Origin of the sequence: Pseudonocardia oceani, from assembly GCF_019263585.2 — a bacterium.
GTDB lineage: Bacteria > Actinomycetota > Actinomycetes > Mycobacteriales > Pseudonocardiaceae > Pseudonocardia > Pseudonocardia oceani.
In genome coordinates this window covers 2198104-2223123 of the sequence record NZ_JADQDF010000001.1, presented here as the reverse complement: position 1 = coordinate 2223123, position 25020 = coordinate 2198104, and the positions used below count along the sequence as shown (strand labels likewise).

Sequence of the window (25020 nt, the reverse complement as noted above, 5' to 3'; positions counted from 1 at the left end):
CCTGCCGCGCCCTCTTCCTGCAATCGGGCGGTGGACGACGGGCGTCGTGAACGCCGCGTGAACGGCGGCCGAACTATCGCGTTCCCGGACGTCACGGCGGTCACGACCGGGCATCCGGGCTGGCCATGGCGGCCCCCGGCCTGCCTACGATGCCGCCCGTGACCGCACTGCTGTGCGTGCTGATCGCGGCCGCCGCTCTCGCGCTCGGCGTCGTCGTCGGGGCGCGGACCGCGCGGCGGCGGGTCGAGCCCGCCCCCGTCCCGGCTCCGCCGACCCCCGGCCCGCCGATGGCCGACCTCCTGCAGCGGGTGTTCCGGTCCTCCGACACCGGCCTCGCGGTGCTCACCCGCGCCGGCGACGTCGTGCTGCACAACGACCGCGCCGTCGAGCTCGGGCTCGTGAGGTCCGGGCTCCCCGACGCCCGGGCGTGGGCGGCGTGCCAGCGCGCGCAGAGCAGCGGGCAGCCCGGCACCGTCGACCTCTCCCCGCTCGGCCACCGCGGCCGCCAGCCCGCCGCCGTCGTCGCCGACGTGCGTCCCCTCGGGGACGGCTACACCGTCGCCGAGGCGGCCGACACCTCCGACGCCGTGCGCCTGGAGGCCACGCGCCGCGACTTCGTCGCCAACGTCAGCCACGAGCTAAAGACGCCCGTCGGCGCGGTGGGGCTGCTCGCCGAGGCCGTGCTGGACGCCGCCGACGACCCCGTCGAGGTCCGCCGGTTCAGCGCGAAGATCCTCAGCGAGGCCAACAGGCTGGGTGCGCTGGTCACCGAGCTGATCGCGCTGTCGCGGCTGACGGGGGCCGAGCGGCTGCCCGAGCTGTGCGTCGTCGACGTCGACGAGGTCGTGCGCGAGGCCATGGCCCGCAGCCGGATCTCCGCGGAGCGGGCGCGCATCGACATCACCGTCGACCGGCCCACGGGCCTCGAGGTCGACGGCGACCGCACGCTGCTGGTCACCGCGCTGTCCAACCTCGTCGAGAACGCGATCGCGTACTCGCCCGCGGAGGCGTCGGTGTCGGTGTCGCGGCGGCGCGTCGGCGACTGGGTGGAGGTCTCGGTCACCGACCGCGGCATCGGCATCGCCCCCGAGCACCAGAAGCGCGTGTTCGAGCGCTTCTTCCGCGTCGACCCCGCCCGCTCGCGAGCCACCGGCGGCACCGGGCTGGGGCTCGCGATCGTCAAGCACGTGCTGGCCAACCACGGGGGCGAGGTGCGGCTGTGGAGCAGTCCCGGCACCGGCTCCACGTTCACGATGCGCCTGCCGGTCCACACCGACGAGCTGGACGACCTCGACGAGGCCGACGAGCCCGAGGACGCCACCGAACTGCGCGCGAAGGAGATGTCATGACCAGGGTGCTCATCGTCGAGGACGAGGAGTCCTTCGCCGATCCGCTCGCCTTCCTGCTGCGCAAGGAGGGGTTCACGACGGCCGTTGCCGTCACCGGGCCCGAGGCGCTGGAGGAGTTCGACCGCAACGGCGCCGACATCGTGCTGCTCGACCTCATGCTCCCCGGCATGAGCGGCACCGACGTCTGCAAGGCCCTGCGCACCCGCTCCGCCGTCCCGGTGATCATGGTGACGGCCCGCGACAGCGAGATCGACAAGGTCGTGGGCCTGGAGCTGGGCGCCGACGACTACGTCACCAAGCCCTACTCCGCCCGCGAGCTCATCGCCCGCGTCCGCGCGGTGCTGCGCCGCGGCGGCGAGGGCGGTCCGGAGGCCGACGGCCCCGGCGGCCGGGGGAGCGGCGCGGTGCTCGAGGCCGGACCGGTGCGGATGGACGTGGAGCGCCATGTCGTGTCGGTGGGCGGGGAGGACGTGGCGCTGCCGCTCAAGGAGTTCGACCTGCTGGAGTACCTGCTGCGCAACGTCGGCCGGGTGCTGACCCGCGGCCAGCTCATCGACCGCGTCTGGGGCGCCGACTACGTGGGTGACACCAAGACGCTGGACGTGCACGTGAAGCGGCTGCGGTCGAAGGTGGAGACCGACCCGGGGGCCCCGAAGCACCTGGTGACGGTGCGGGGGCTCGGGTACAAGTTCGAGGCCTGACCGCCGGCGGCACCCGACCGGATCGATGCCCCGCCATGATGCGCAGGACCGGGCGATCCCGCAGAACTCGACTCACACCGCGTCGGCGCCGATCGTGTTACGCATTCGCTTCAGCAGAGCCATCTGCTCGCGGGTGAGCGACGACCGAGCCGCCGCGTGGATCTCGCCGTGGTTGCTGTGCAGCGGGATGTCGGCCTTCCCGCTGGCGGACACCTGCGCCATCGACCATCGCGAGAACGTCCGCTCGTCCCAGGTGCCTTCCTCGACGATGGTGACGTCGGTGTGCCGTTCGTCGCTGTTGATGCTGTCGAACAGCGACCGCACCGCTGCCTCGTCGCCCTCGAGGGCCTGGACGAAGTAGTGATCGGTGATCAGCAAGGCGCCGGTGACGCGCGCCGCCTTGTTGCGGGACCGGGCGACGTCGAAGATGCGCGCGAGCACCTTCGGTCGATCCTCGGCCGGAATCCTGCTGTGACTCCGGTAGACGAGCCGGAAGACGGGTTCGGATTCGCCGGGGCTCGCCGCAGTCATCGTCGACCTTCCGTCACCGGGATCTGGCGTGGGGCAGGGTAGCGCAGAACCCGGTCCCGGCCTATAGCACGCCGAGGCCCTCAGTGCCATGTCTGGAGATGCGCGCCACGCCGTGCGCACTGCAGAACGCGGGCCGGCCGCTACCGGTCACGGTGCCTGTCACGGTGCCGAGGGACAGGCGCACCGCCCGGTGGGTACGGGTGCGCGGCAGGTGCGCCGGGGGTGCGTGCGCAGTGCGCGGGGGAGGGTGTGACGGGTTCGGTCACGGCCGGGTCACGACGGGCAGTAGCCTGCGGTGGTGCGCCTGGGTGTGCTCGACGTCGGTTCCAACACCGTCCACCTGCTGGTGGTGGACGCGCACCGCGGTGGCCACCCCACGCCCATGACCTCGGAGAAGGACGAGCTGCGCCTCGCCGAGAACCTCGACGCCGGCGGCGCGCTCACCCCGGCCGGGGCCGACGCGCTCGTCCGGGCCGTCGCGAAGGCCGGCGCCGCGGCCACCGAGGCGGGCTGCGCCGACCTCCTCGCGTTCGCCACCTCCGCCCTGCGCGACGCCACCAACTCCGCCGCCGTGCTCGCCCGCGTCCGCGATGAGACCGGCGTCCGGCTGCAGGTGCTGCCCGGTGACGACGAGGCGCGCTACACCTTCCTCGCGGTCCGGCGCTGGTACGGCTGGTCGGCCGGGCGGCTGCTCGTGCTCGACATCGGCGGCGGGTCGCTGGAGCTCGCGGCCGGCCGCGACGAGCACCCCGCCGTGGCCGCGTCACTGCCCCTGGGCGCCGGACGCCTGACGCGCGAGTGGTTCCGCTCCGACCCGCCCTCGCGCCGTGAGATCGACGCCCTGCGCGCCCACCTCGACGCCGAGCTGGCCCCCGTCGCGCGGCGGCTGCGCCGGGCCGGCGCGCCGGAGCTCGCGGTCGGCACGTCGAAGACCTTCCGGTCGCTGGCCCGCCTCTCCGGGGCCGCGCCGTCGAGCGAGGGGCCCCGGGTGCGGCGCGCCCTCACCGACGTCGGGCTGCGCCAGCTCGCCGCGTTCATCACGCGGATGTCGGCGGGTGACCTCGCCGAGCTGGAGGGCGTCAGCGCGAGCCGCGCGCACCAGCTCGTGGCCGGCGCGCTCGTCGCCGAGGCCGCGATGCGCGCCCTGCGGATCACGGAGCTGGAGATCTGCCCGTGGGCCCTGCGGGAGGGTGTCATCCTCCGGCGGCTCGACACGCTCGAGGCGTCCGCCCGCCCGCCCTCGGCACAGACCGACCGCTCGGCGCAGGACGCGCCGGACGGACTTGGACGCTTGACGTCGTACGAGGCACGGTGTACTGGATGAGTTCCGAGACCGACCACCCCCGTCAGCGCACCGTCGCCGAGCTCCTCGCCGAGCACGGCAGCGGCGGTGCGTCCACCGGTCGGCGTCGCCGCCGGCGGGAGAGCGACGATCTCGAGGAAGGCGCCCCGCCCGGTCCACCGGACGCCGCCCCCGCCGACGCACCCGCGGCGCCCGCCCGCTCGGTCCTGCGCGAGCCGGTCCAGCCCGCCCCGCCGCGGGGCGAGCCGTACGACCCGCGCGCGTCCGCCCCGGCCCGGCAGGCCCCGCCGCCTCCCAACGGCGCAGCCCCCAACGGCGCAGCCCCCGACAGCGCAGCCCCGAACGGCGCAGCCCCCCACGGCGCGCCCCAGAAGGGCGCCCCGCAGAACGGCGCGACCCAGAACGGCGCACCCCAGCCGCCGAGCGGTTCGTGGAACCGGAACGGCGCGCAGGCCCGCACCGGCTCCTCGACCCAGAGCGCCCCGCCTCAGAGCGCTCAGCCCCGGAACGCCCCGACCCAGAACGGCGCGCCGAAGAACGCCCCGAGCGCCCCGGCGCAGGACGCGGCACCGCAGGACGGTCCCGGGACGGTCCAGAACCTCCAGGCCCCCAGCACGGCGGATCAGGACGGCACGGCCCAGTACCGGGCGGTGCCCGGCACTGCGGCCCCGGAGACCCGCAACGGCTCCCCGGCGCCCCAGCAGGCCCCCGCCCACCCGGCCGCACCCTCCGTCCGCGCGCAGCCGCCGGCCGCGCCCCCCGCGCAGCAGGGCCCACAGAGCCTGACGAAGACGCCGACCCAGGGCCCCGCCCGCCCCGCCGCCGCGCCCGAGCGCGACCGCCCCACCGACGTCATGCCGCGCTACCGCGACGACGACCCGGTGGAGGAGGACCTCTTCACCCGCCCGATCCCGCAGCAGGCGCCCGAGCCCGCCGGCGACGCCGGCGAGGGCCCCTCGACGAGGGTCGGCGTCGCGCCGGTCGGGGCCGAGGACCGGCACCGCGCCCGCACCGACGACGCCCGCCGCGACGGCGCGGGCACGGGCCTCGACGAGGACGGCCTCGAGAGCACCGGGTTCCACCCGGGCGGCCTCGACGACGGCTTCGACGACGGCTTCGACGACCCCCGCTTCGACGACGGCTTCGACGACCCCCGCTTCGACGACACCGGCTCCGGCACCCCGCCGGTTCGGCCCGGCGAGAGCCCTGCGGGCCTCGGCGGCCGTCCGCTCGACGCCCCGGACGACGACGTCCCGCCGCCGCGCGAGCGCCGGCTGGGCCGCGGCTCGTCGGCCCGCGAGGGCGCTGCGCCCGGCTGGGCCGCGGTCGTGGTGCAGTGGATCGGGGGTGCGCTCGGCGGCGCCGTGCTGTGGGTGCTGTTCCGGTTCCTGTGGCGCAACCTGCCCGTCGTCGCGCTGGCCTCCGCCGTGCTCGTCACGGTCGGTCTCGTCGTGATCGTGCGCGCCCTGCTGCACAACGACGACCGGCGCACGACCGTCTTCGCCGTGCTCGTCGGCCTCCTCCTGACCGTGTCGCCCGCGATCCTGGTACTCATGGGCAGATGAGGCTCTCGCCGCCCGTCGCGCTCTCGACGGCATCGGTCTACCCGGAACCGGTCGCCGCGGGCTTCGAGGTGGCGACGGAGCTCGGGTACGACGGCGTCGAGCTGATGGTGTGGTCGGACCCGGTGAGCCAGGACGTCGCCGCCGTCGACCGCCTGGCCCAGCGCTCCGGCGTGCCCGTCCTCGCCGTGCACGCGCCCTGCCTGGCCGTGACGCAGCGCGTGTGGGGCGCCGACCCGATCGTCCGCATCCGCCGCTCCGTCCAGGCCGCGGCGCAGCTGGGGGCGTCCACGGTCGTGCTGCACCCGCCGTTCCGCTGGCAGCGCCGCTACGCCGCGCAGTTCGCCGACGAGGTGGCCCGCGCCGGTGAGTACGCGGGCGTCGCCCTCGCCGTCGAGAACATGTTCCCCATCCGGCGCGGTGCGCTGCGCACGGTGCCCTACAGCCCCGGCTACGACCCCACCGACGTCGGGCACGCGCACTACACGCTCGACCTCTCCCACACCGCCGCCGCCGGCTCCGACGCCCTCGCGATGCTCGAGCGCATGGGGGAGCGGCTCACCCACCTGCACCTCACCGACGGCAGCGGCGCGCCCCGCGACGAGCACCTGGTGCCCGGGCGCGGCGCGCAGCCGTGCGCCGAGGTCTGCGAGCGCCTCATGGCGTCCGGCTTCGGCGGGGTGGTGGTGCTGGAGGTCAGCACGCGCCGCTGCCGCACCCGCTACGAGCGCACGTCGCTGCTGGCCGAGTCGCTGCTGTTCGCGCGGCTGCACCTGCAGGCCGCGCCCGACCCTGCCCTGTCCTAGACGAGTAAGTCCGAATGCGATCAGTGGTCGTAGGCGGTCAGGGAGCGGGTGATCGGTTGGCCGGTGGCCCGGTTGTGCCAGATCGCGGCGGTCAGGGCGAGGAGGCGTTGTCCGATCCGGGCGCCGACCCCGTCGATGGTGCGTCCGCCATGTAGTTCCAGGTCGAGCTGTCCTTTGAGGGTGTCGAAGATCGATTCGACGAGTTGGCGGACGGGTTTGAGCAGATGCTCGGCTGGATGCGGGGTGCGGTTGCGGTAGGACGGTCGCAGTAGTGCAATACCGCGTTCGGCGAGGTAGGTGTCGAGTTCGCGGGACACGTAGCCCTTGTCGGCGATGATGGTGAGTCCGGGCCGGTCGGCGGTCAGAGTGTGGTCGTGGTCCAGTGCGGCAATGAGCACCTGGCGTTCGTCGATCTTGGGGTCGGCCAGGGCCCAGGTGATAGGCAGCCCGGACGGGGTGGCGATCAGGTGCAGGCGCAGTCCCCAGAAGAACCGTGAGTGCGAGGCGCAGTAGCTGTAGCCGGCCCAGCCGGCGAGGTTGGAGCGCTTGACCGTGGGGCGGGAACGGGCGCACTCGACCGGGGTGGAGTCCACGACCCAGACCGGGTCGGCCCATAGATCGGTGTCGGTGGCCAGTACCCGGATCAGCTGTTTGATCAGGGGCAACGCCGCGCGTAGACGCTTGTTGTAGCCCGACTGGCCGGGCAGGTAGGGGAACGCGCCGGGCAGGTGTGTGGGCACGAACCGCAGCCACCGGGCCTCGGACCGCACGCCGAGCAGGACCTGGGCGACGGCGAGGGTGAGCAGTTCGGCGTCGGAGAGTTTCGGTGGTCTCCCGGTGCGGGTGCGGCGCCCGAGATAGTCATCGATCTTGACGTAAAGTGCGGTCAGGAGGGTGTTGAGGTTGGTCGTCACACACTGACCTTCAACACCCTCCGTCCACCTTCGTGGGTGCCACGCCGTTAGGACTTACTCGTCTAGGAGCGCGCTCCCGGGCGCGCATCACACCGGCCGCGCGGCGGCGGCGTGGTAGAGCTTTCCCATGACCACGACGGGTACCGCGACGGCGCCGTTCCGCCGCGCCATCGCCATCGACGACCTGGGCGACGGCCGCTTCGGCGCCGAGCTCGGCCCGCACTGGACGGTGGGCCCCAAGGCGCACGGCGGGCTGCTGATGGTGCTGCTCGCGCAGGCCGGGCTCGCCCGCCTCGCCGCCGACGCCCCCGGCGCGGCCCCCGACCCCCTCGCCGTCGCGGCCGACTTCCTGCGCGCCCCCGACCCCGGCCCCGTCGAGCTGACGACGGAGGTCCTCAAGCTGGGGCGCACGGTGTCGGTGGTGCAGGTGCGGATGAGCCAGGGCGGCAGGGCGATGCTCGCGGCCACCGTCACCGGCGGCACGCTGCCCGACGCCGAGCCGCACTACGCCGACCTGCCCGACCTCCCGGCCGAGCCGCCCGCCGACGCCTTCGACCCGGGCTCGCAGGAGAAGGCGGTGTTCGGCCTGTCCTCCTCGTGCGACCTGCGCTTCGACCAGGCGTCGATGCCGTTCGCGCGCCGCGAGCAGGGCCCGCCGGTCGTGCGCGGCTGGACCCGCCCGCGCGACGAGCCCACCGACGTCCTGTTCGCGATGCTCGCCGGCGACATCCTGCCGCCCACGGTGTTCAACGTGACCGGCCGCTTCGGCTGGGCCCCCACCGTCCAGCTGACGGCCCTGCTCCGCGCGAAGCCCGCCCCCGGCTGGCTGCGGGTGGAGTCGCGGTCGCGGACGGTCGCGGGCACCTGGTTCGACGAGGACGCCACCGTCGTCGACGCGGCGGGCCGGCTGGTCTGCCAGGCCCGCCAGCTCGCGCTGGCGCCGCTGACCGACTGATCACCGGCCCGCCGCCCCGGCTACCGTCTCGGCCATGACGCGGATCGCGGTGCTCGGGGCGGGGAAGATCGGGGAGGCCCTGCTGGCCGGGCTGCTGGCGGCCGGGCGCTCGCCGGACGACCTGGTGTTCACCGAGCGGCACCCGGAGCGCGCCGCGGAGCTGACCGGGCGCCTGGGGGTGGCCGGGGTCGACGTCGCCGCCGCGGCGGCGCACGCCGAGATCGCCGTCATCGCCGTGAAGCCCCAGGACGTCGTGCCGGTGCTGGCCGAGCTCGCGGGCGTGCTGCGGCCCGGCACGCTCGTGGTGTCGCTGTGCGCGGGCGTCCCGCTGGCCGTCGTCGAGGGTGCGCTGCCCGCGGGCACGGCCGCCGTCCGCGTCATGCCGAACACCCCGATGCTGGTGGGGGAGGCGATGAGCGCGCTGTCGGGCGGCGCGCACAGCAGCGAGGAGCAGCTCGCCGCCGTCGAGGAGATGCTGCGGGCCGTCGGGCGCGTCGTCCGGGTGCCCGAGACGCAGCAGGACGCCGTCACGGCGCTGTCGGGATCGGGTCCGGCGTACTTCTTCTTCCTGGTCGAGGCCATGATCGACGCCGGGATCCTGCTCGGGCTGCCGCGCGCGGTGGCCGCCGACCTCATCGTGCAGTCGGCCTTCGGGGCGGCGCTGATGCTGCGCGAGTCCGACGACCACCCGGTGATCCTGCGCGAGGCCGTCACCTCCCCCGCGGGCACGACGATCGCCGCGATCCGGGAGCTCGAGAAGCACGGCGTGCGGGCTGCGCTGATCGCCGCGATCGAGGCGGCGCGCGACCGATCGGTGGAACTGGGTCGCGCGGCGGCAGGTCGGTGACCCGATCGGACGACCGCTGCTCACCCTGACGCGGGGCTGAACTGCACACTCGTGTGACCATCCGTGTCACAGCCGTCACAGGGGTCAAGCTAAGCTCGGGCAGAACACCAGTGCCGTGTCTGGTGACCAGACGAAAGCGGTGAGCGGGATGGCGTCCGAACAGCACGGGTTCGCCCAGGTGCAGTTCCTGACCGTGGCCGAGGTCGCAGCGACCATGCGGGTCTCGAAGATGACCGTGTACCGCCTCGTGCACTCCGGCGAGCTGCCGGCCGCACGGGTCGGGCGCTCGTTCCGCGTGCCCAAGCCCGCCGTCGAGGACTACCTGCGCAACGCCTACTTCGACGCGGGCTGATACCTCGCGCGAGTGCTTCGGTAAGGTGGGCCACCGGTCGTCCTCCCGGCCGGCGCCGATCTGCGCACCACCGGCGCCGTGCAGCCGGGCCCGCCCGCTCCACCCGCAGACCAGGAAGGCACCCAGCATGGGTTCAGTCATCAAGAAGCGCCGCAAGCGGATGTCGAAGAAGAAGCACCGCAAGCTCCTGCGCAAGACCCGCGTGCAGCGTCGCAAGCTCGGCAAGTGAGGCGGGCCGGCGGGTGACCGCCGGCCGCACCGGGTCCGTGGTCCCCTGATCCCGCACGTCGTGTCGGTGGCCACGACCCGACGCGCCGTGGGTGCGCAGGGTCTAGCATCGGCCACCCACCGCATCGTTCGTTCTTCGGAGTAGGTCCGTGACGCCATCTGTCGTGCTCGTCACGGGGGTCAGCCGGTTCCTCGGCGGGCACCTCGCCGCCCGGCTCGCCGCCAACCCCGACATCGACCGCGTCCTGGGGGTCGACACCGTCCCCCCACCGCGCGACCTGCTGCGCCGGATGGGCCGCGCCGAGTTCGTGCGCGCCGACATCCGCAACCCGCTCATCTCCAAGGTCATCGAGCACGCCTCGGTCGACACCGTCGTGCACGCGTCGCTGTCGGCCAACCCCGGCTCCGCCGGCGGGCGCGCCACGATGAAGGAGATGAACGTCATCGGCACGATGCAGCTCCTCGCGGCGTGCCAGAAGGCGCCGTCGGTGCAGCGCATGGTGCTCAAGTCCACCACGGCGGTGTACGGCTCCAGCCCGCGCGACCCGGCGCTGTTCGACGAGACGACCACGCCGAAGGACCTGCCCTCGGGCGGCTACGCGAAGGACGCCGTCGAGATCGAGGGCTACCTGCGCGGGTTCGGCCGCCGCCGGCCCGACGTCTCGGTCACCGTGCTGCGGTTCTCGAACTTCATCGGCCCGCGCATCGACACGGTACTCACGCGCTACTTCGCGCTGCCCGTGATCCCCACCGTGCTCGGCTACGACGCCCGCGTGCAGCTGCTGCACGAGGAGGACGCCCTCGCGGTCCTGGAGCGCGCCACGAGCCACGATCTGTCCGGGGTGTACAACGTGGCTGCCGACGGCGTCCTGCTGCTCTCCCAGGCCATCCGGCGGGCCGGGCGCGTGCCGCTGCCGGTGCCCAGCGGGGCCGTGGGCCCGGTGAGCCGCATCTTCCGCGGCGCGCGGCTCGTCGACTTCTCCCCGGAGCAGATGCGCTTCCTCAACTTCGGCCGGGTCGTCGACACCGGCCGGCTGCGCAGCCAGTTCGGCTTCACCCCGCGCTGGACCACCACCCAGGCGTTCGACGACTACGTCCGCGGCCGCGCCCTGCGCCCCGTGGTCTCGGCCGAGTCCATCGAGACCGTCGAGCGCGGCGTGCTCGCCGCGGCGAGAACCCTGCGATGACGCCCGCCGACGCGAGGAGGGCCGCCGTGTCCGACGCCCACGTCATCCCGCTGCACGCCGACCGCAGCGGGGCCCGCACCCGCTGGCGCCTCGGCGAGAGCCGCACCCCGCCCGCCCCGGAGCCCGAGCCGGTGCCCGCACCCGAGCCGGAGCCCGAGCCCGTGGCGGAGTGGGAGGAGGCGCTCACCGAGGCGCTCGCGTTCCTGCGCAGGCGGCTCGCGGGCGACTACACCGTCGACGAGTTCGGCTTCGACGCCGAGCTCACCGACAACGTCCTGCTCCCCGCCCTGCGCCCGCTCTACGAGCGCTGGTTCCGCGTGGAGACCATCGGGATGCACCACGTGCCCGACACCGGCGGTGCGCTGATCGTCGCCAACCACTCCGGCACGCTGCCGCTGGACTCCCTGATGACGGCCGTGGCCCTGCACGACGACCACCCCGCGCAGCGGCACCTGCGGATGCTGGGCGCCGACCTGATGTTCCAGCTGCCCGTGCTGGGTTCCCTGGCGCGCAAGCAGGGCAGCACGCTGGCCTGCTCCCCGGACGCCGAGCGGCTCATGTCGGCGGGCGAGCTCGTCGGCGTGTGGCCGGAGGGCTTCAAGGGCATCGGCAAGCCGTTCCGCGACCGCTACAAGCTGCAGCGCTTCGGCCGCGGCGGCTTCGTGTCGGCGGCGCTGCGCACCGGCGTGCCGATCATCCCGTGCTCGATCGTCGGGGCCGAGGAGATCTACCCCAAGATCGGCGAGGTGAAGGCGCTCGCGCGGCTGTTCGGGGCGCCGTACTTCCCCGTCACGCCGCTGTTCCCGCACCTGGGGCCGCTGGGGCTGATCCCGCTGCCGTCGAAGTGGTACATCGAGTTCGGCGAGCCCATCTGCACCGAGGGCCTGGGCGCCGGCGAGGCCGACGACCCGATGCTCGTGTTCAACCTGACCGACCAGGTCCGGGAGACCATCCAGCACACGCTCTACCGGCTGCTGTCCCAGCGCCGCAACGCGTTCCTGGGCTGAGCGGCCCGGCGGCTCAGCGCCGCCGCACCGCCAGCCCTGCTGCGGCCACCGCGGCCGCGCCGAGCACCGACGGCACGCCGATCCGGGCGGCCCGGCGGCCGGTCCGGAAGTCGCGGACCTGCCAGCCGCGCTCGCGGGCGACGTCGCGCAGGGATGCGTCGGGGTTGATCGCCACCGCGGTGCCGACGGCCGAGAGCATCGGCACGTCGTTGACGGAGTCGGAGTACGCCGTGCAGCGCCGCAGGTCGAGCCCCTCGGACACGGCCAGCGCGCGCACGGCGTGGCCCTTCGCCGGGCCGTGCAGGATCTCGCCGACGAGGCGCCCGGTGTAGACGCCGTCGACGCTCTCGGCCACGGTGCCCAGCGCGCCCGTCAGTCCCAGGCGCCGCGCGATGATCAGGGCCAGCTCGACGGGCGTGGCCGTGACGAGCCAGACCCGCTGCCCGGCGTCGAGGTGCATCTGGGCCAGCGCGCGCGTGCCCGCCCAGATGCGGTCGGCCATGAGCTCGTCGTAGATCTCCTCGCCGAGCGTGGTGATCTCCTCCACGCCGCGCCCCGCGACGAACGACAGCGCCGTGTCGCGCCCGGTCGTCGTGGAGTAGGTGCTCTCCCGGCCGCCGACCCGGAACTTGATCTGCTGCCAGGCGAAGCCGGCGAGGTCGGAGCTGGTGAAGAACTTGCGGGCGGCGAGGCCGCGGGCGAAGTGGAAGATCGACGCGCCGATCATCATGGTGTTGTCGACGTCGAAGAAGGCCGCGGCGGTGAGGTCGGTCAGGGGCACGTCGCCCGGGCCGCTGTCGCCGGCCGCCACCGCGGCGGCCGCCGAGGCCTCCCCGGCCCGGACGGCCGGATCGAGCGCCGTGGAGGCGTCGATCCCGCGCGGGGCGTCGCCTGCGCCTGTCACACCTGGGCTCCCTCGAGGACGACGACGGTCGGTACGCCCACCCTAACGAGCAGGACCGCCGCGGGGAGATCCCCGCGGCGGTCCCGGTCGTGCACGTGCGTGGTGGGTCAGCCGATCGACACACCGGGCAGGCCCGGCAGCAGCGGAGGCAGCTGGATCGGCGGCACCAGCGGCAGCGGGATCGAGACGTCGCCACCGCCCTCGCTGCCACCGGAGGACGAGGAGCCCCCGCTGGTGGACAGGCCCTCGTCGGGCAGCGGCAGGCCGTCCGAGCCGCCGAGGTCGGGCAGCAGGCCGCCGCCGCTCTCGGACGACGGGGTGCCCGGCGCGGTGGTCGTGGTGCCGCCGGGGGCGGTGCTGGAGGTCGCGGGAGACGTGCCGTCCGGGGTGGTGGTCGGCGTGACGCTCTCGTCCTCGGTGGTGGTGGGGTCGTCGGCGACCTGCGCCCGGGGGGAGCAGGTGCCCTCGGCCGGGAGCCGGCCGAGGTCGTCGACGGTGTTGGAGGTGACGTCGGAGCAGGACGACCGCGCCTCGAGGGCCTCGGTGCGGCCGACCAGGCGGTCGAGCAGCGCGAGGGAGGTGTCGGCGTCGGCGACGGCCGGGTCGGGCAGGGAGGAGCGCAGCAGCGACAGGCGCGCGGCCTGCTCGGCGGCCCAGGTGCGGAGGTCGCCGAGAGCGGGGGCGCCGGACGCGTCCTCCGTGCTCAGCAGCATCCGCGAGGCCTCGCCCGTGGAGTCGTCGAAGTCGCGCATCGCGGCGGCGAGCAGCGCCGGGTCGGTGCTGCCGGCTGCGGCCCCGGCCTGGACGAGCCGCTCCACCTCGTCGAGCCGGGTGGTGGCGAGCGCGAGGTAGCGCTGCGCGCGCTCGGTGTCGTCGAAGGTGAACGCGAGGCCGGTGTCCTCGGAGATGCGCTTCATCGCGTACAGCGCGTCGCCGGGGAGGGCGTTGCGGCTGGCGAAGCTGCCCGCCGTCGTGATGGCGACGAGGGCGACCATCGCGGCCGCCCCCACCATCGCGAAGCGGCGGCGCAGCCCGCGCGAGGGCGGGCGCGACGCGGCGCGTGAGCGCGACCGCGATCCCGGCCGCGTCGGCAGGCTGTGCCGGCCCGGGCGCCCGGGGCGCACCACGGGGGACTCGACGACGGTGCCGCCGTCCTCGTGGGCGACCTCGGGCTCGTCGTCGGTCACACGACCGATGACGGCGGTCTCGTCGGTGGCTCCGGAGACCGGGGCGGGTGGCGCGGTGACGAGGGGCAGAGGTGCGGTGAGCTCCGAGGCGTGCGGGGCCGGGGAGGCCGCGGCGGCGCGGTCCTCGGCCTGGGCCGCGAGCAGGGCCTCCATGAGGCGCTGCTTCGACCGCGACCGGGCCTCGGGGTGCGGGTCGTACGCCGCACGCCGGGACCGCAGCATCGCCACGATCTCGAGATCACGCGCGAGCTCGGGGTCCGCGACGGAACCGGGGGGTGTCCCCTGCTCGATCGCGGCATCCAGCTGCTCTGCGTCCTTGCCCTGTCCGGCGGGCATGTTGGCCGTCCTCACTGCATCCCTGCGCTCTGTGTCGCGGCGCCCGGTCCTGCTGCGCTTGCTCGACTTTCGCCGGTACAACGAGCCTCCGGGCGAGGGGTTACGGCTGTGAGACCGTTCACCGCATCGAGTCGTTCATTCGCCGCACCCGTAACGCCCGGGGCAGCTGGGGCGATATGGCGCCCGGTCATCGCAACCCCTCGGGGAGCAGCTGGGCGAGCCGCCGCACCGCGCGGTGCTGCAGGGCCTTGACGGCCCCCTCGTTGCGATCCATGATGCGCGCCGTCTCGGCCACCGACAGCCCCTGCAGGAACCGCAGGGTGATGCACTCCTGCTGGTCGGGGTTCAGCTTGCGGACGCACCGGATGAGCTCCTCGTTGGTGGCGCCGTCGAGGACCTGCTGCTCGGGGCCGTGCGTGCTGGGCGAGAGCTCGATCATGTCCGACGTGGTGGACTCCAGCCGGTACCGGCTCGACTTCACGTGATCGAAGATCAGGTTGCGGGCGATGGTGACGAACCAGGCGGCGATGTCGCGGCCCTGGTAGGTCACCGAGCCGATGCGCCGCAGCGCCCGGACGAACGCCTCCTGGGTGACGTCCTCGGCGAGGTTGCGGTCGTTCATGCGGAACAGCACGTAGCGGAAGACGACGTCGTAGTAGCGCTCGTACAGCTCGCTGAACGCCGCCATGTCGCCCTCCTGGGCGGCCCGGACGAGCGACCAGGCGCCGGTGTCGGCCTGCGCGTCGTCCATGACGTCCTCGTGCGGGGTGTCCTCGTGCGGGGTGTCCGCGACCGGACCGGGGGCCGCTGCGGGGGCCGGCGCGTCGACGGGGGCGAGCTCGGTGGCGGCGCGGGGACGCTGCCGGGGGAACGGCATGGCGGCTTCGGGGGCCGCCGGGGGCGCTGTCTGGGTCATCGGGGGCGCTGTCTGGGTCATGTCGACCTCCCCACCCGCGGGACGGCGGGCGGTGTCGGTGCGGAGCAGCCGGGACGGTCGCATCGGACGGGTCATGCCTCCCGACCGGCGGACCGCGCGCATCGGGCGGGACGCCGAGGGTCGGCCCGCGGTGCGCTGACGACAGGCTGCATGCCACTCCCTTGGGTGAGTTCCGCGTCGAAGTGGGGAGCTGACGCGTTGAGACGGCTGTAGCGGCGGAGCATACGGGCGGACGACTGTGTCGAAGCACGCAGCATCCACTTGCCGTGGTCCTGTTCCGGTGAGCGGACGGTTACGCGCGGTCAACGTCACGATCCGGACTCGCAGCGGTCGTTCCGCGGCTCCCCGGCGCGTCGCGCGACGCGCCTCCGCGGGTCGGGGGCCCCGTGCCAGACTCGACGTGCGGGTGCCCGACCCGGCGCCCGCGCCACCGCGTCGAACCGCCGAGCGCACCCAGGAGCACCGTGGACAGTCCGACCAGGCCGCAGGGACCGGGTGGGCCCCGGCACCTCGCCGATCTCGTGACGCGCGCCGCCGGAGCCGCTCCTGATCACCCGGCGATCATCGATGTGACCGGCGGCACGACGTTGACCTGGGCGGACCTCGAGGCCGCCACCGCGGCCGAAGCGGCCCGGCTCGTCGCCGCCGGTGTGGGTCGCGGCCACCGCGTGGTGGTGCGGCTGGCCAACGGCGCACCGTTCTGCGTCGCCGTGCTCGGCGCGCTGCGGGCGGGCGCCACGGCCGTCCCGGTGGGCCCCGTCGCGGTGCCGCGCGAGCTCGACATCGTCTTCTCCGACTGCACCCCGTCGATCGTCGTGGCCGGCCCCGGTGACTCCGACGCGGCGGGCTGCGCGGCCTCCGCGGGCGCCACCCTGATCGGGCCGCCCGACCTCACCTCGCGTGTCGCGGACGGCGCCGCCGTCACGCACGGTGGCGGCGACGAGGACATCGCGCTGCTCGTCTACACCTCGGGCACGACGGGCACGCCCCGCGGCGTGCGGCTGTCCCACCGGGCCCTGCTGGCCAACCGCGCGCAGGCCGCCGAGCTCCGGCCCGCGCCGGTCACCACGGTCGACCGCGTCCTGCTCTCCCTGCCGCTGTTCCACGTCTTCGGGCTCGCCGCCGGCTTCCTGCAGGTGTGCTGGGCCGGGGCCACCGCGGTGCTGACGGAGCGGTCCGACCCCGAGCACACCGCCGAGGTCCTCGTCGCGCACCGCGTGAGCGGGGTGGCGGGTGTGCCGTCGATGTTCCGGTCGCTGCTCGACCTGCCGGCCGACCGGCTGCGCGCGGCCACCGCCAACGTCCGGATGTGCACCTCCGGCGGGGCGCCGCTGCCCGCGCGGTGGCTCGCCGACTTCCACGACGCCACCGGGCTGTGGATCTTCGAGGGCTACGGGCTCACCGAGGGCGGCCCGGTGCTCACGACCAACGGCGTCGGCGGCGTCGCGAAGGCCGGGTCGGTCGGGCGCGCTCTGCCCGGCGTCGAGCTCCGCCTCGTCGACGCCGAGGGTCGCCCGATCGACACCGAGGACCCCGACGACGACGAGGAGCTCGACGCGGTCTCCGACCCCGGCCACGACACCGGGCTCGTCGCCGTCCGCGGACCGAACCTGTTCTCCGGGTACTGGCCCGACGGGGAGGGCGGCCCCGACGACGACGGCTGGTTCCGCACCGCCGACGTCGGCTTCCTCGACGGCGACGGCGACCTGCACCTCGTCGACCGCTCCTCGGACCTCGTCATCGTCAACGGGTTCAACGTCTACCCCCGCGAGGTGGAGCGCGTGCTCGCCGAGCTCGACGGCGTGACCGAGGCCGCCGTCGTCGGTGTGCCGGACGACCGCACGGGCGAGGCCGTCAAGGCCGTGCTGGTGCGCGCCGCGGGCTCTCGGCTCACCGAGGAGGAGGTACGGGAGCACTGCGCGGTGCGCCTGGCGCGGTTCAAGACGCCGTCGGTGATCGCCTTCGTGGACGACCTGCCGCGCACGCCCACCGGCAAGGTCGCGCGCCGGCAGCTCGCGCAGGTGCCCGGCGGCCCCGTCGCCGAGGCGGCCCCGTGAGCGGCGGCCCCGTGAGCGGCGGCACGGGGAGCAGGGTGACCGTCTACACCCGCACCGGCTGCTCCACCTGCGTCACGGCGGAGGCGGACGTCGCCCGGATCTGCGGCGAGCTGGCGGTCGGCTGGGAGGCCGTCGACGTCGACACCGACCCGGAGCTGCGCGCCGAGTACGGCGACCGCGTGCCCGTCATCCTCGTCGACGGCCGCGAGCACGGGTTCTGGCGCGTCGAGGAGCCGCGTCTGCGGAAGGCGATCGTCACCGAACGGTGACGATCGACCCCGTGGATGAACCGCGGGGCGCCCGGGGGGCGAACCCTCGGCTGTGAGCACCACCGCGGCAGCACCCGAGCAGTCCCACGAGCCACGACCGTCCGCGACAATCCCCCGGGGGGTCGCCGCGCTGACCGGCGTCCTGGCCGTCGGGTTCGCGCTGGGCGTCGGGCACCTCGTCGCCGCGTTCGTCGGGCCGTCGTCGTCGCCGTTCCTGGCCGTCGGCGACACCGTCATCCGCTTCTCGCCGCAGGTGCTCACCGAGTTCGCCAAGACCACGTTCGGCACGGCCGACAAGCCGGTGCTGCTCGGCGGCATGGCCGTCGTCATCCTCGTGCTCGCCGCCGTCGGCGGGCTGCTGTCGCGCCGCTCGCCGGCCGTCGGCACCGCGGTCGTCGTCGGGATGGGCGTGCTGGGGTTCCTCGCGGTGTTCTTCGCGCCGTCGTTCGCCCCGCTGGGGCTGCTCGCGCCGCTCGCCTCGCTCGTCGCGGGCGTCGCGGCCTTCCGGTTGCTGCACCTTGTCGCGCTGCGCGCCTCCGCGCCGGCGCCGTCGGGCGGCCCGGAGGTCTCGCGGCGCGGGGTGCTCGTGGGTTCGTCCGCCGCGGTCGGCCTCGGCGCGCTCGCCGCGGGCGCCGGCGGTCAGTATCTGGGCAACGGCGTCGCCGACTCCCGCGCCGAGGTCACCGCGCGGCTGGCGCGGGCCGTGCTCACCGAGACCGCCCCGCCGATCCCCGCGACCGCGTCGTTCCCCGAGTCCGGCTCGATCCCGTTCGTCACGTCGAACGCCGACTTCTACCGCGTCGACACCGCGCTGCAGCTCCCGTCGCAGACCGCGGCCGACTGGTCGTGCCGGATCCACGGCATGGTCGACGACGAGATCGTACTGCGGTTCGACGACCTGATGAACCGCCCGCTCGTGGAGCGCACGCTCACGATGACGTGCGTGTCGAACGAGGTCGGCGGCCCCTACATCTCCACCGCGAACTTCATCGGCGTCGAGCTCCGCGACATCCTGCTCGAGGCGGGGATCCGGCCCGGCGCCGACCAGCTCTACAGCACCAGCCTCGACGCCTGGACCGCCGGCTCGCCCACCGACGTCGTCATGGAGCCCGGCCGCGGCGCGCTGATCGCTATCGGCATGAACGGCGAGGCGCTGCCGCAGGAGCACGGCTTCCCGGTGCGCCTGGTCGTGCCCGGTCTCTACGGGTTCCTGTCGGCCACCAAGTGGCTCGCCGACATCGAGCTCACGACGTTCGACGCCGCGCAGGGCTACTGGCTGCAGCGCGGCTGGGGCAAGTTCGCGCCGATCAAGACGCAGTCGCGGATCGACTCGCCCGCACCGTTCCAGAGCGTGCCCGCCGGCACCGTGTCCGTCGCGGGGATCGCGTGGTCGCAGCCGATCGGCGTCAGCAAGGTGGAGGTGCGGGTCGACGGCGGGGCGTGGCAGGAGGCCGAGCTGGCCGACGAGGTCAACCCGCGCACGTGGCGCATGTGGCGCGCGGAGTTCCCGCTCGACGCCGGCAGCCACACCGTGACCAGCCGCGCGACCGATGCGAACGGCGTCACACAACCGGAGCAGCGCGCCATGCCCATCCCGGATGGCGCCACCGGTTGGCCCAGCACTATCTTCACCGTTTCCTAGGCCGTTGAGGCGCAGTTCGTACTCCGAACGGGCGCTCGCTGGTGCAGACACGCGAACTTCCCGCGGATCCGGTCCAGGCCGTTGCCGAACCGTTATTTCCGTGAGTGAACCGCCTTTGGATCGATGCCGAAGGTTCTGATGTAGCGACTCGGACAGACCGGGTCGAGCTCGAGGAGGACACACCGTGCGAAAGATCCAGCGACTGGCCGCCGTCGGCGCCATGGCCGCCCTGACCGTGGCGCTGGGCGCGTGCAGCAGCTCCGAGACCCCTTCCGCCGAGGCCCCCGCCTCGTCGGCGCCCTCCGCCGCTGCCACCACCGAGGCGGCCAGCGACGGCGTCACCACGATCGACGACATCTTCGGCCCGGCCTGCGACCAGGTCCCCACCGAGGGTGAGGGTTCCGCCCAGGGCATGATCGACGACCCGGTGGCCACCGCCGCGTCGAACAACCCGCTGCTGTCCACCCTGGTCACCGCCGTCGGCGCCGTCGATGGCCTGGCCGACACCCTGAACTCCGCGGAGGCCCTCACCGTCTTCGCGCCGTTCAACGGTGCGTTCGAGGCGCTGCCCGCCGGCACCGTCGAGACCCTGGTCGCCAACCCCGACCAGCTGGCCCCGATCCTCCAGGGCCACGTCTCCTCCACCCGCTACGACGCCGCCGGCCTGGTCGAGGCCGGTTCGGTCGACGTCCTCTCGGGTGGCACCGTCACCATCGGTGGCACCGCCGATGCCCCCACGTTCGACGGTGGCAACGGCACCGCCGCCACCAACCTGTGCGGCAACGTGCCGACCGCGAACGCCACCGTGTTCGTCATCGACACCGTTCTGATGCCCGCCAGCTGATCCCGGCTCGCAGCACACCGCAGGGGCGGTCCCGGTACTCCGGGACCGCCCCTGCGGTGTGTGTCGTCCCGGACACGCGGTGACCCGGGAGCTCTGCGGTGAACGGCGTCACGTCCCGGACCCGGACGGCCCCTCCGACCTGCCGGTGACCGACGAGCGGGGCCTGCGGCGCGACGGCCGGTCGTCGCCCGGACGGGTCGTCGTGAGCACGGCGGAGTTCAAGATCGCAACTTTGTGCGGGTCTTCACAAGCGGCTACCGTGTTGTCCAGTCGCCGTCAAGACCCCCCGGGTGATCCGGTCCGCGGGTCCCGACGAGCAGTCCACCCGCAACAGCCCCGAGGAGCATCCGCCCGTGACCGTGCCGCCGCAGGCCGACTCCGACGGTGGAGCCGGGTCGCGGACCATACCGGAGGCCAGCGTCGCCCGGCTCGCCCTGTACCTGCGCATGCTCGGCGAGCTCGCGGAGCAGGGCACGGAGACCGTATCGAGCGACGAGCTCGCCGCCGTCACCGGTGTCAACCCGGCGAAGCTGCGCAAGGACCTGTCCTACATCGGGTCCTACGGCATCCGCGGCGTCGGCTACGAGGTCCGGGCGCTGCTGCACCAGCTGGAGCGCGTGCTCGGGCTCAACCACCGCCAGGCCGTCGCGCTGGTGGGCGTGGGCAACCTCGGTCACGCCCTCGCGGGCTACAACGGCTTCGGCGGCCGCGGGTTCCCCGTCGCCGCGCTGTTCGACGTCGACCCCGACCTGGTCGGCATCCACATCAACGGCATCGTCGTCGAGCACGTGAGCGCGATCCCCGAGGTCTGCGCGGCGCAGGGCGTCACGATCGGCATGATCGCCACCCCCGGGCCGGCCGCCCAGGGCGTGTGCGACCTGCTCGTCGGGTCCGGCGTGCGCTGCATCCTCAACTTCGCCCCCGTCGTCCTGCAGGTGCCCGACGAGGTGGAGGTCCGCAAGGTCGACCTGGCCGTCGAACTGCAGGTCCTGGCGTTCCACGTCGCCCGCCGCCACGTCGCCGGGCATGCGTCCGCGTCGAACGGGAGTGCGGCGAACGGCACGGGTGGGAATGGTCGCACCCGCAACGGGCACGCCTCGGGCGTGCGCACGTTCCCCCTGGTGGACGGGACGACGACGTCGGAGGGACGGGCATGAGTGTGCTGGTGGTCGGGCTGTCGCACCGCAGCGCGCCGGTCGAGGTGCTGGAGCGGGCCGCCGTGTCCGCGCCCGACGTCCCCAAGCTCCTCGACGAGATGGTGCACGCCGAGCACGTCTCCGAGGTCATGATGCTCTCGACCTGCAACCGCATCGAGGTCTACGCGGTCGTCGACGCCTTCCACGGCGGCCTGGCCGACGTCTCGGCGGTGCTCTCGCGGCACTCCGGGATGCCGCTGGCCGAGCTCACCGAGCACGTCTACGTGCACTACGCCGGGTCGGCCGTGCAGCACCTGTTCGCGGTGTCGGCCGGGCTCGACTCGATGGTCGTCGGCGAGGCCCAGATCCTCGGCCAGCTCCGCGCCGCCTACGCCACCGCCGACGAGACGGGCACCGTCGGGCGCGCGCTGCACGAGCTCGCGCAGCAGTCGCTGCGCGTCGGCAAGCGCGTCCACGCCCGCACCGGCATCGACACCGCGGGCGCCTCCGTGGTCTCCGAGGCCCTGTCCGACGCGGCCACCGCGCTCGGCGGCGACCTCACCGGCCGCCGCGCGGTCCTCGTCGGCGCCGGGGCGATGGGCGCGCTCGCCGCGGCCCACCTGCGCCGCGCCGGGGCCGCCGAGATCGTCGTGCTGAACCGGTCGGTCGAGCGGGCCGAGCGCCTCGCCGCCACCAGCGCCGAGCACGGCACGCCCGCCCGCGCCGGCACCCTCGACGCGCTGCCGCAGGCGCTGGCCGACGCCGACCTGCTGCTGGCCTGCACCGGCGCGATCGGCACGGTCGTCGAGCGCTCGGTGGTGGCCGCGGCCGTCGCCGGACGTCCCGGGCGCCCGCTCGCGGTGTGCGACCTGGGCCTGCCCCGCGACGTCGACGCCGGCGTGGCCGCGCTGCCCGGCGTCACCGTCGTCGACCTGATCGCGCTGCAGGCGCGCCTGTCCACCGGCGAGCGGGGCGCCGCCGTCGCCGCCGCGCAGGAGCTCGTCGCGGCCGAGGCGCAGGCCTACCTGGCCGCGCAGCGCTCCGCGGCGGTCACACCGACCGTCACCGCGCTGCGCCGCCGCGCGTCCGAGGTGATCGACGCCGAGCTGCTGCGCCTCGACGCGAAGCTGCCCGACCTCGACGACCGCGTGCGCGAGGAGTTCGACCGCAGCGTGCGCCGCGTCGTCGACAAGCTGCTGCACACACCGACCGTCCAGATCAAGCGGCTCGCCGAGGGGCCCGACGGCACGAGCTACGCCGAGGCGCTGCGCGAGCTGTTCGAGCTCGACCCGCAGACGCCCGCGGCCGTCGCGGTCGCCCGCAGCGGCGACGTGCTGGCCGCGCTCGAAGCCCGTTCGGAGGAGCGCCGATGACCCCGGAACCGCGCACCATCAGGATCGGCACCCGCCCCAGCGCGCTCGCCGTCGCCCAGTCCGGGCACGTCGCGGACCGTCTGCGGGCGAAGGGCCACACCTGCGAGCTCGTCGAGATCAGCTCGCCCGGCGACCGCTCCTCCGCGCCCGTCGCGGAGCTGGGCGTCGGGGTGTTCGTGTCGTCGCTGCGCGAGGCGCTGGTCGACGGCCGGGTCGACGTGGCGGTGCACTCCTACAAGGACCTGCCCACCGCGCCGGACCGCCGGCTCGTGCTCGCCGCCGTGCCGCCGCGGGAGGACCCCCGCGACGCACTGGTGGCCCGCGACGGGCTGGTGCTGGGCGAACTGCCGTCCGGGGCCCGCGTGGGCACGGGGTCGCCGCGGCGCGCCGCGCAGCTCGCCGCGCTGGGGCTCGGCCTGGAGGTCGTGGCCATCCGCGGCAACGTCGACACGCGCATCGGCAAGGTGCGCTCCGGCGAGCTCGACGCCGTCGTCGTGGCGGCGGCCGGGCTGCGCAGGCTCGGCCGGGCCGACGAGGCCTCCGAGCTGCTCGACCCGGTGCAGATGGTGTCGGCCCCCGCGCAGGGGGCGCTCGCCGTCGAGTGCCTGGCCGACGACACCGCGCTGTCCGACACCCTCGCCTCCGCGCTCGACGACCCGTTCACCCGGGCCGCCGTCTCCGCGGAGCGGGCGGTGTTGGCGGCGCTCGAAGCAGGGTGCAGTGCGCCCGTGGGGGCGCTCGCCGACGTCGTGTCCGACCTCGACGACGACGGCAACGTGTTGGACCGCATCTCACTACGCGCCGTGGTGGGCACCGAGGACGGGGCGCTCATCCGCGCCTCGATCACCGGAGACATGGACGTCGCCGAGAAGCTCGGAGCGGCACTCGCCGCGGAGCTCCTCGACTTGGGGGGCAGCTCGCTGTCCCTGGGAAACCGCTGACCGGGAGTTCAGAGAACAGATGAACCGAGCACCTTCCACCGGACGGGTCGCCTTCGTGGGCAGCGGCCCCGGCGATCCCGGCCTGCTCACCGTGCGTGCGCGGGACGCCATCGCGTCCGCGCCGCTGATCATCACCGACCCGGACGTGCCGGAGGCGATCCTCGCCCTCGTCGCCGAGGGGGCCGAGGTGCGGCCGGCCGTGGGCCAGCCCGCCGACGTCGCGCGCGACCTGGTCGCCGAGGCCCGCGCCGGGCGCACCGTGACGCGGCTGGTCAGCGGGGACCCGCTGACGGTCGACGCCGTGGTGGCCGAGGCCATCGCGGTGTCCGGCGCCGAGGTGGCGTTCGACGTCGTCCCCGGGGTGCCCTCGGGCACCGCGGTGCCGGCGTACGCGGGCGTGCCGCTGGGCTCCGCGCACATCGAGGCCGACGTCCGCGCGGGCGTCGACTGGGCCAGGCTCGCCGTGGCGCCCGGGGTCCTCGTGCTGCACGCCGGCCCGACGCACCTCGCGGAGATCGCGAGCGGGCTCACCGAGCACGGCCTCGCCGCGCAGACGCCCGTCGCGGTCACCTCGAGCGGGTCGCAGACCACTCAGCGGACCGTGCAGGGCACGCTGGCCACGCTCGCGGCCGACGCGTCGGACCTCGAGGGTCCGCTCGTCGTCACCGTCGGCGACGAGGTCGGCCTGCGCGCCGAGCTCTCCTGGTGGGAGTCGCGCGCGCTCTACGGGTGGCGCGTCCTCGTGCCGCGCACGAAGGACCAGGCCGGCGCGATGAGCGACCGCCTCGCCGTGCACGGCGCCTCTGCCGAGGAGGTCCCGACGATCGCCGTCGAGCCGCCGCGGTCGCCCACGCAGATGGAGCGGGCCGTCAAGGGCCTGGTCGACGGCCGCTACCAGTGGGTCGTCTTCACCTCCACCAACGCCGTCAAGGCCGTGTGGGAGAAGTTCGCCGAGTTCGGCCTCGACGCCCGCGCGTTCTCCGGCGTCAAGATCGCCTGCGTCGGCACGGCCACCGCGGAGAAGGTGCGCGGCTTCGGCATCGTGCCCGAGCTGGTGCCCGACATCGAGGAGTCGCAGGAGTCCAGCTCCGAGGGACTGCTCGGGATCTTCCCGCCCTACGACGACGTGCTCGACCCGGTCGACCGGGTCCTGCTCCCGCGCGCCGACATCGCCACCGAGACCCTCGCCGCCGGTCTGCGCGACCGCGGCTGGGAGATCGACGACGTCACGGCGTACCGCACCGTCCGGGCGGCACCGCCGCCCGCGCCGATCCGTGAGGCGATCAAGACCGGCGGGTTCGACGCCGTCTGCTTCACGAGCTCGTCGACGGTGCGCAACCTGGTCGGGATCGCGGGCAAGCCGCACGCCCGCACCATCGTCGCGTGCATCGGTCCGCAGACGGCCGAGACGGCCCGCGAGTTCGGCCTGCGGGTCGACGTGCAGCCGGACGAGGCGCGGGTGCCGGCCCTGGTCGACGCCCTGGCCGCGCACGCGGCCCGGCTGCGGGCGGAGGGGGCCCTCCCGCCCCCGCGCAAGGCGAAGGCGCGGCGGCGCTAGCAGGTCCCGCCCGACTTGCAGGAAAGCCACGTTCACGCAACCACGTTGCAGGAACGTGGCTTTCCTGCCGTTCGGGAAGGGTGCGGCGGCCGGT

At 74.4% G+C, this 25020-nt stretch carries 24 protein-coding genes; 19 read left to right on the top strand and 5 right to left on the bottom strand.

The genetic code is table 11. From position 1 onward, the window contains the following. The first annotated feature begins 158 nt into the window (after positions 1-158). Both I4I82_RS11015 and I4I82_RS11010 read left to right on the top strand, forming a co-directional pair. Positions 159-1349: a sensor histidine kinase gene (locus I4I82_RS11015; RefSeq protein WP_372451713.1), complete on the top strand. Its 1191-nt coding sequence runs from the start codon at positions 159-161 to the stop codon at positions 1347-1349. Beyond that, entirely contained in the window at positions 1346-2050 is a 705-nt protein-coding gene (locus I4I82_RS11010; protein WP_218594477.1) for a response regulator, read from the top strand. The genes I4I82_RS11015 and I4I82_RS11010 overlap by 4 nt, the downstream gene beginning before the upstream one ends. A gap of 72 nt (positions 2051-2122) precedes the next feature. Here the strand turns inward: I4I82_RS11010 and I4I82_RS11005 are convergent, their stop codons facing one another. Beyond that, entirely contained in the window at positions 2123-2581 is a 459-nt protein-coding gene (locus tag I4I82_RS11005; protein WP_218594476.1) for a BLUF domain-containing protein, read from the bottom strand. A 298-nt stretch (positions 2582-2879) separates the two neighbouring features. Here I4I82_RS11005 and I4I82_RS11000 point away from each other — a divergent pair, with 298 nt between their 5' ends. From I4I82_RS11000 to I4I82_RS10990, 3 genes are read left to right on the top strand one after another with little or no spacing between them, the layout of a single operon-like run. Continuing rightward, entirely contained in the window at positions 2880-3905 is a 1026-nt protein-coding gene (locus I4I82_RS11000) for a Ppx/GppA family phosphatase (protein WP_218594475.1), read from the top strand. Next, a complete protein-coding gene (locus I4I82_RS10995) occupies positions 3902-5449 on the top strand; it encodes an Rv0497 family membrane protein (protein ID WP_218595678.1) in 1548 nt (515 codons plus the stop codon). Before I4I82_RS11000 ends, I4I82_RS10995 begins: the two co-directional genes overlap by 4 nt. Next, positions 5446-6252 carry a sugar phosphate isomerase/epimerase family protein gene (locus I4I82_RS10990; RefSeq protein WP_218594896.1) on the top strand — a complete coding sequence of 269 codons (807 nt, stop codon included), beginning with the start codon at positions 5446-5448 and terminating at the stop codon, positions 6250-6252. Before I4I82_RS10995 ends, I4I82_RS10990 begins: the two co-directional genes overlap by 4 nt. Positions 6253-6272: 20 nt before the next feature. On the opposite strand, the gene I4I82_RS10985 is transcribed toward I4I82_RS10990, so the two are convergent. Further along, positions 6273-7166: an IS982 family transposase gene (locus tag I4I82_RS10985; RefSeq protein WP_218595225.1), complete on the bottom strand. Its 894-nt coding sequence runs from the start codon at positions 7164-7166 to the stop codon at positions 6273-6275. 127 nt (positions 7167-7293) lie between these two features. Between I4I82_RS10985 and I4I82_RS10980 the strand changes: the two genes are divergently transcribed. The 6 genes from I4I82_RS10980 (at position 7294) to I4I82_RS10955 (ending at position 11742) form a co-directional block, all read left to right on the top strand. Then, positions 7294-8121, top strand: a complete 828-nt coding sequence (locus I4I82_RS10980) for a thioesterase family protein (protein ID WP_218595677.1) — start codon at positions 7294-7296, stop codon at positions 8119-8121. 34 nt (positions 8122-8155) lie between these two features. Next, on the top strand, positions 8156-8968 hold the full coding sequence (gene proC / locus I4I82_RS10975) for a pyrroline-5-carboxylate reductase (protein ID WP_218593625.1): 813 nt from the start codon (positions 8156-8158) through the stop codon (positions 8966-8968). A 148-nt stretch (positions 8969-9116) separates the two neighbouring features. Continuing rightward, a complete protein-coding gene (locus I4I82_RS10970) occupies positions 9117-9320 on the top strand; it encodes a helix-turn-helix domain-containing protein (protein WP_172157430.1) in 204 nt (67 codons plus the stop codon). A 127-nt stretch (positions 9321-9447) separates the two neighbouring features. Continuing rightward, positions 9448-9549 carry a 30S ribosomal protein bS22 gene (locus I4I82_RS10965; protein ID WP_010241351.1) on the top strand — a complete coding sequence of 34 codons (102 nt, stop codon included), beginning with the start codon at positions 9448-9450 and terminating at the stop codon, positions 9547-9549. Between the two features lie 148 nt (positions 9550-9697). Beyond that, positions 9698-10735: an NAD-dependent epimerase/dehydratase family protein gene (locus I4I82_RS10960; protein ID WP_218593624.1), complete on the top strand. Its 1038-nt coding sequence runs from the start codon at positions 9698-9700 to the stop codon at positions 10733-10735. Further along, positions 10732-11742, top strand: coding sequence for a lysophospholipid acyltransferase family protein (locus I4I82_RS10955; RefSeq protein ID WP_218593623.1), 1011 nt, complete (start codon positions 10732-10734; stop codon positions 11740-11742). Before I4I82_RS10960 ends, I4I82_RS10955 begins: the two co-directional genes overlap by 4 nt. Positions 11743-11755: 13 nt before the next feature. Here I4I82_RS10955 and I4I82_RS10950 read toward each other — a convergent pair whose 3' ends face one another. The 3 genes from I4I82_RS10950 to I4I82_RS10940 all read right to left on the bottom strand — a co-directional run bounded on the left by I4I82_RS10950 (position 11756) and on the right by I4I82_RS10940 (position 14920). Continuing rightward, a complete protein-coding gene (locus I4I82_RS10950) occupies positions 11756-12646 on the bottom strand; it encodes an HAD family hydrolase (protein WP_218593622.1) in 891 nt (296 codons plus the stop codon). 107 nt (positions 12647-12753) lie between these two features. Continuing rightward, the gene (locus I4I82_RS34405; RefSeq protein WP_218593621.1) at positions 12754-14169 is read right to left on the bottom strand and encodes a DUF5667 domain-containing protein; all 1416 of its coding nucleotides are present in this window, start codon (positions 14167-14169) and stop codon (positions 12754-12756) included. A gap of 187 nt (positions 14170-14356) precedes the next feature. Further along, positions 14357-14920, bottom strand: a complete 564-nt coding sequence (locus I4I82_RS10940; protein WP_218593627.1) for an RNA polymerase sigma factor — start codon at positions 14918-14920, stop codon at positions 14357-14359. A gap of 650 nt (positions 14921-15570) precedes the next feature. Between I4I82_RS10940 and I4I82_RS10935 the strand changes: the two genes are divergently transcribed. The 8 genes from I4I82_RS10935 (at position 15571) to I4I82_RS10900 (ending at position 24926) form a co-directional block, all read left to right on the top strand. Further along, on the top strand, positions 15571-17163 hold the full coding sequence (locus I4I82_RS10935) for an AMP-binding protein (protein WP_218592929.1): 1593 nt from the start codon (positions 15571-15573) through the stop codon (positions 17161-17163). Between the two features lie 35 nt (positions 17164-17198). Next, complete coding sequence (locus I4I82_RS10930; protein ID WP_218592930.1) at positions 17199-17432, top strand: glutaredoxin family protein; 234 nt, start codon at positions 17199-17201, stop codon at positions 17430-17432. 52 nt (positions 17433-17484) lie between these two features. Further along, positions 17485-19074, top strand: coding sequence for a molybdopterin-dependent oxidoreductase (locus tag I4I82_RS10925; RefSeq protein ID WP_372451499.1), 1590 nt, complete (start codon positions 17485-17487; stop codon positions 19072-19074). A 184-nt stretch (positions 19075-19258) separates the two neighbouring features. Further along, positions 19259-19918: a fasciclin domain-containing protein gene (locus I4I82_RS10920; RefSeq protein ID WP_218592931.1), complete on the top strand. Its 660-nt coding sequence runs from the start codon at positions 19259-19261 to the stop codon at positions 19916-19918. Positions 19919-20271: 353 nt separating this feature from the next. Further along, a complete protein-coding gene (locus tag I4I82_RS10915; protein WP_226369985.1) occupies positions 20272-21075 on the top strand; it encodes a redox-sensing transcriptional repressor Rex in 804 nt (267 codons plus the stop codon). Continuing rightward, complete coding sequence (locus I4I82_RS10910) at positions 21072-22427, top strand: glutamyl-tRNA reductase (RefSeq protein WP_218592933.1); 1356 nt, start codon at positions 21072-21074, stop codon at positions 22425-22427. The genes I4I82_RS10915 and I4I82_RS10910 overlap by 4 nt, the downstream gene beginning before the upstream one ends. Continuing rightward, on the top strand, positions 22424-23368 hold the full coding sequence (hemC, locus tag I4I82_RS10905) for a hydroxymethylbilane synthase (protein ID WP_218592934.1): 945 nt from the start codon (positions 22424-22426) through the stop codon (positions 23366-23368). The genes I4I82_RS10910 and hemC overlap by 4 nt, the downstream gene beginning before the upstream one ends. Positions 23369-23387: 19 nt before the next feature. After that, on the top strand, positions 23388-24926 hold the full coding sequence (locus I4I82_RS10900) for a bifunctional uroporphyrinogen-III C-methyltransferase/uroporphyrinogen-III synthase (protein WP_218592935.1): 1539 nt from the start codon (positions 23388-23390) through the stop codon (positions 24924-24926). Positions 24927-25020 lie beyond the last annotated feature (94 nt).

Bases quoted from the DNA above. Each gene is read 5' to 3' on its own strand.
- I4I82_RS10940 (WP_218593627.1), bottom strand. From the start codon at position 14,920: ATGGACGACGCGCAGGCCGACACCGGCGCCTGGTCGCTCGTCCGGGCC.
- I4I82_RS10970 (WP_172157430.1), top strand. From the start codon at position 9,117: ATGGCGTCCGAACAGCACGGGTTCGCCCAGGTGCAGTTCCTGACCGTG.
- I4I82_RS10990 (WP_218594896.1), top strand. From the start codon at position 5,446: ATGAGGCTCTCGCCGCCCGTCGCGCTCTCGACGGCATCGGTCTACCCG.
- I4I82_RS10995 (WP_218595678.1), top strand. From the start codon at position 3,902: ATGAGTTCCGAGACCGACCACCCCCGTCAGCGCACCGTCGCCGAGCTC.
- proC (WP_218593625.1), top strand. From the start codon at position 8,156: ATGACGCGGATCGCGGTGCTCGGGGCGGGGAAGATCGGGGAGGCCCTG.
- I4I82_RS11005 (WP_218594476.1), bottom strand. From the start codon at position 2,581: ATGACTGCGGCGAGCCCCGGCGAATCCGAACCCGTCTTCCGGCTCGTC.
- I4I82_RS10910 (WP_218592933.1), top strand. From the start codon at position 21,072: ATGAGTGTGCTGGTGGTCGGGCTGTCGCACCGCAGCGCGCCGGTCGAG.
- I4I82_RS11010 (WP_218594477.1), top strand. From the start codon at position 1,346: ATGACCAGGGTGCTCATCGTCGAGGACGAGGAGTCCTTCGCCGATCCG.
- I4I82_RS10965 (WP_010241351.1), top strand. From the start codon at position 9,448: ATGGGTTCAGTCATCAAGAAGCGCCGCAAGCGGATGTCGAAGAAGAAG.
- I4I82_RS34405 (WP_218593621.1), bottom strand. From the start codon at position 14,169: ATGCCCGCCGGACAGGGCAAGGACGCAGAGCAGCTGGATGCCGCGATC.
- I4I82_RS10900 (WP_218592935.1), top strand. From the start codon at position 23,388: ATGAACCGAGCACCTTCCACCGGACGGGTCGCCTTCGTGGGCAGCGGC.
- I4I82_RS10955 (WP_218593623.1), top strand. From the start codon at position 10,732: ATGACGCCCGCCGACGCGAGGAGGGCCGCCGTGTCCGACGCCCACGTC.
- I4I82_RS10980 (WP_218595677.1), top strand. From the start codon at position 7,294: ATGACCACGACGGGTACCGCGACGGCGCCGTTCCGCCGCGCCATCGCC.
- hemC (WP_218592934.1), top strand. From the start codon at position 22,424: ATGACCCCGGAACCGCGCACCATCAGGATCGGCACCCGCCCCAGCGCG.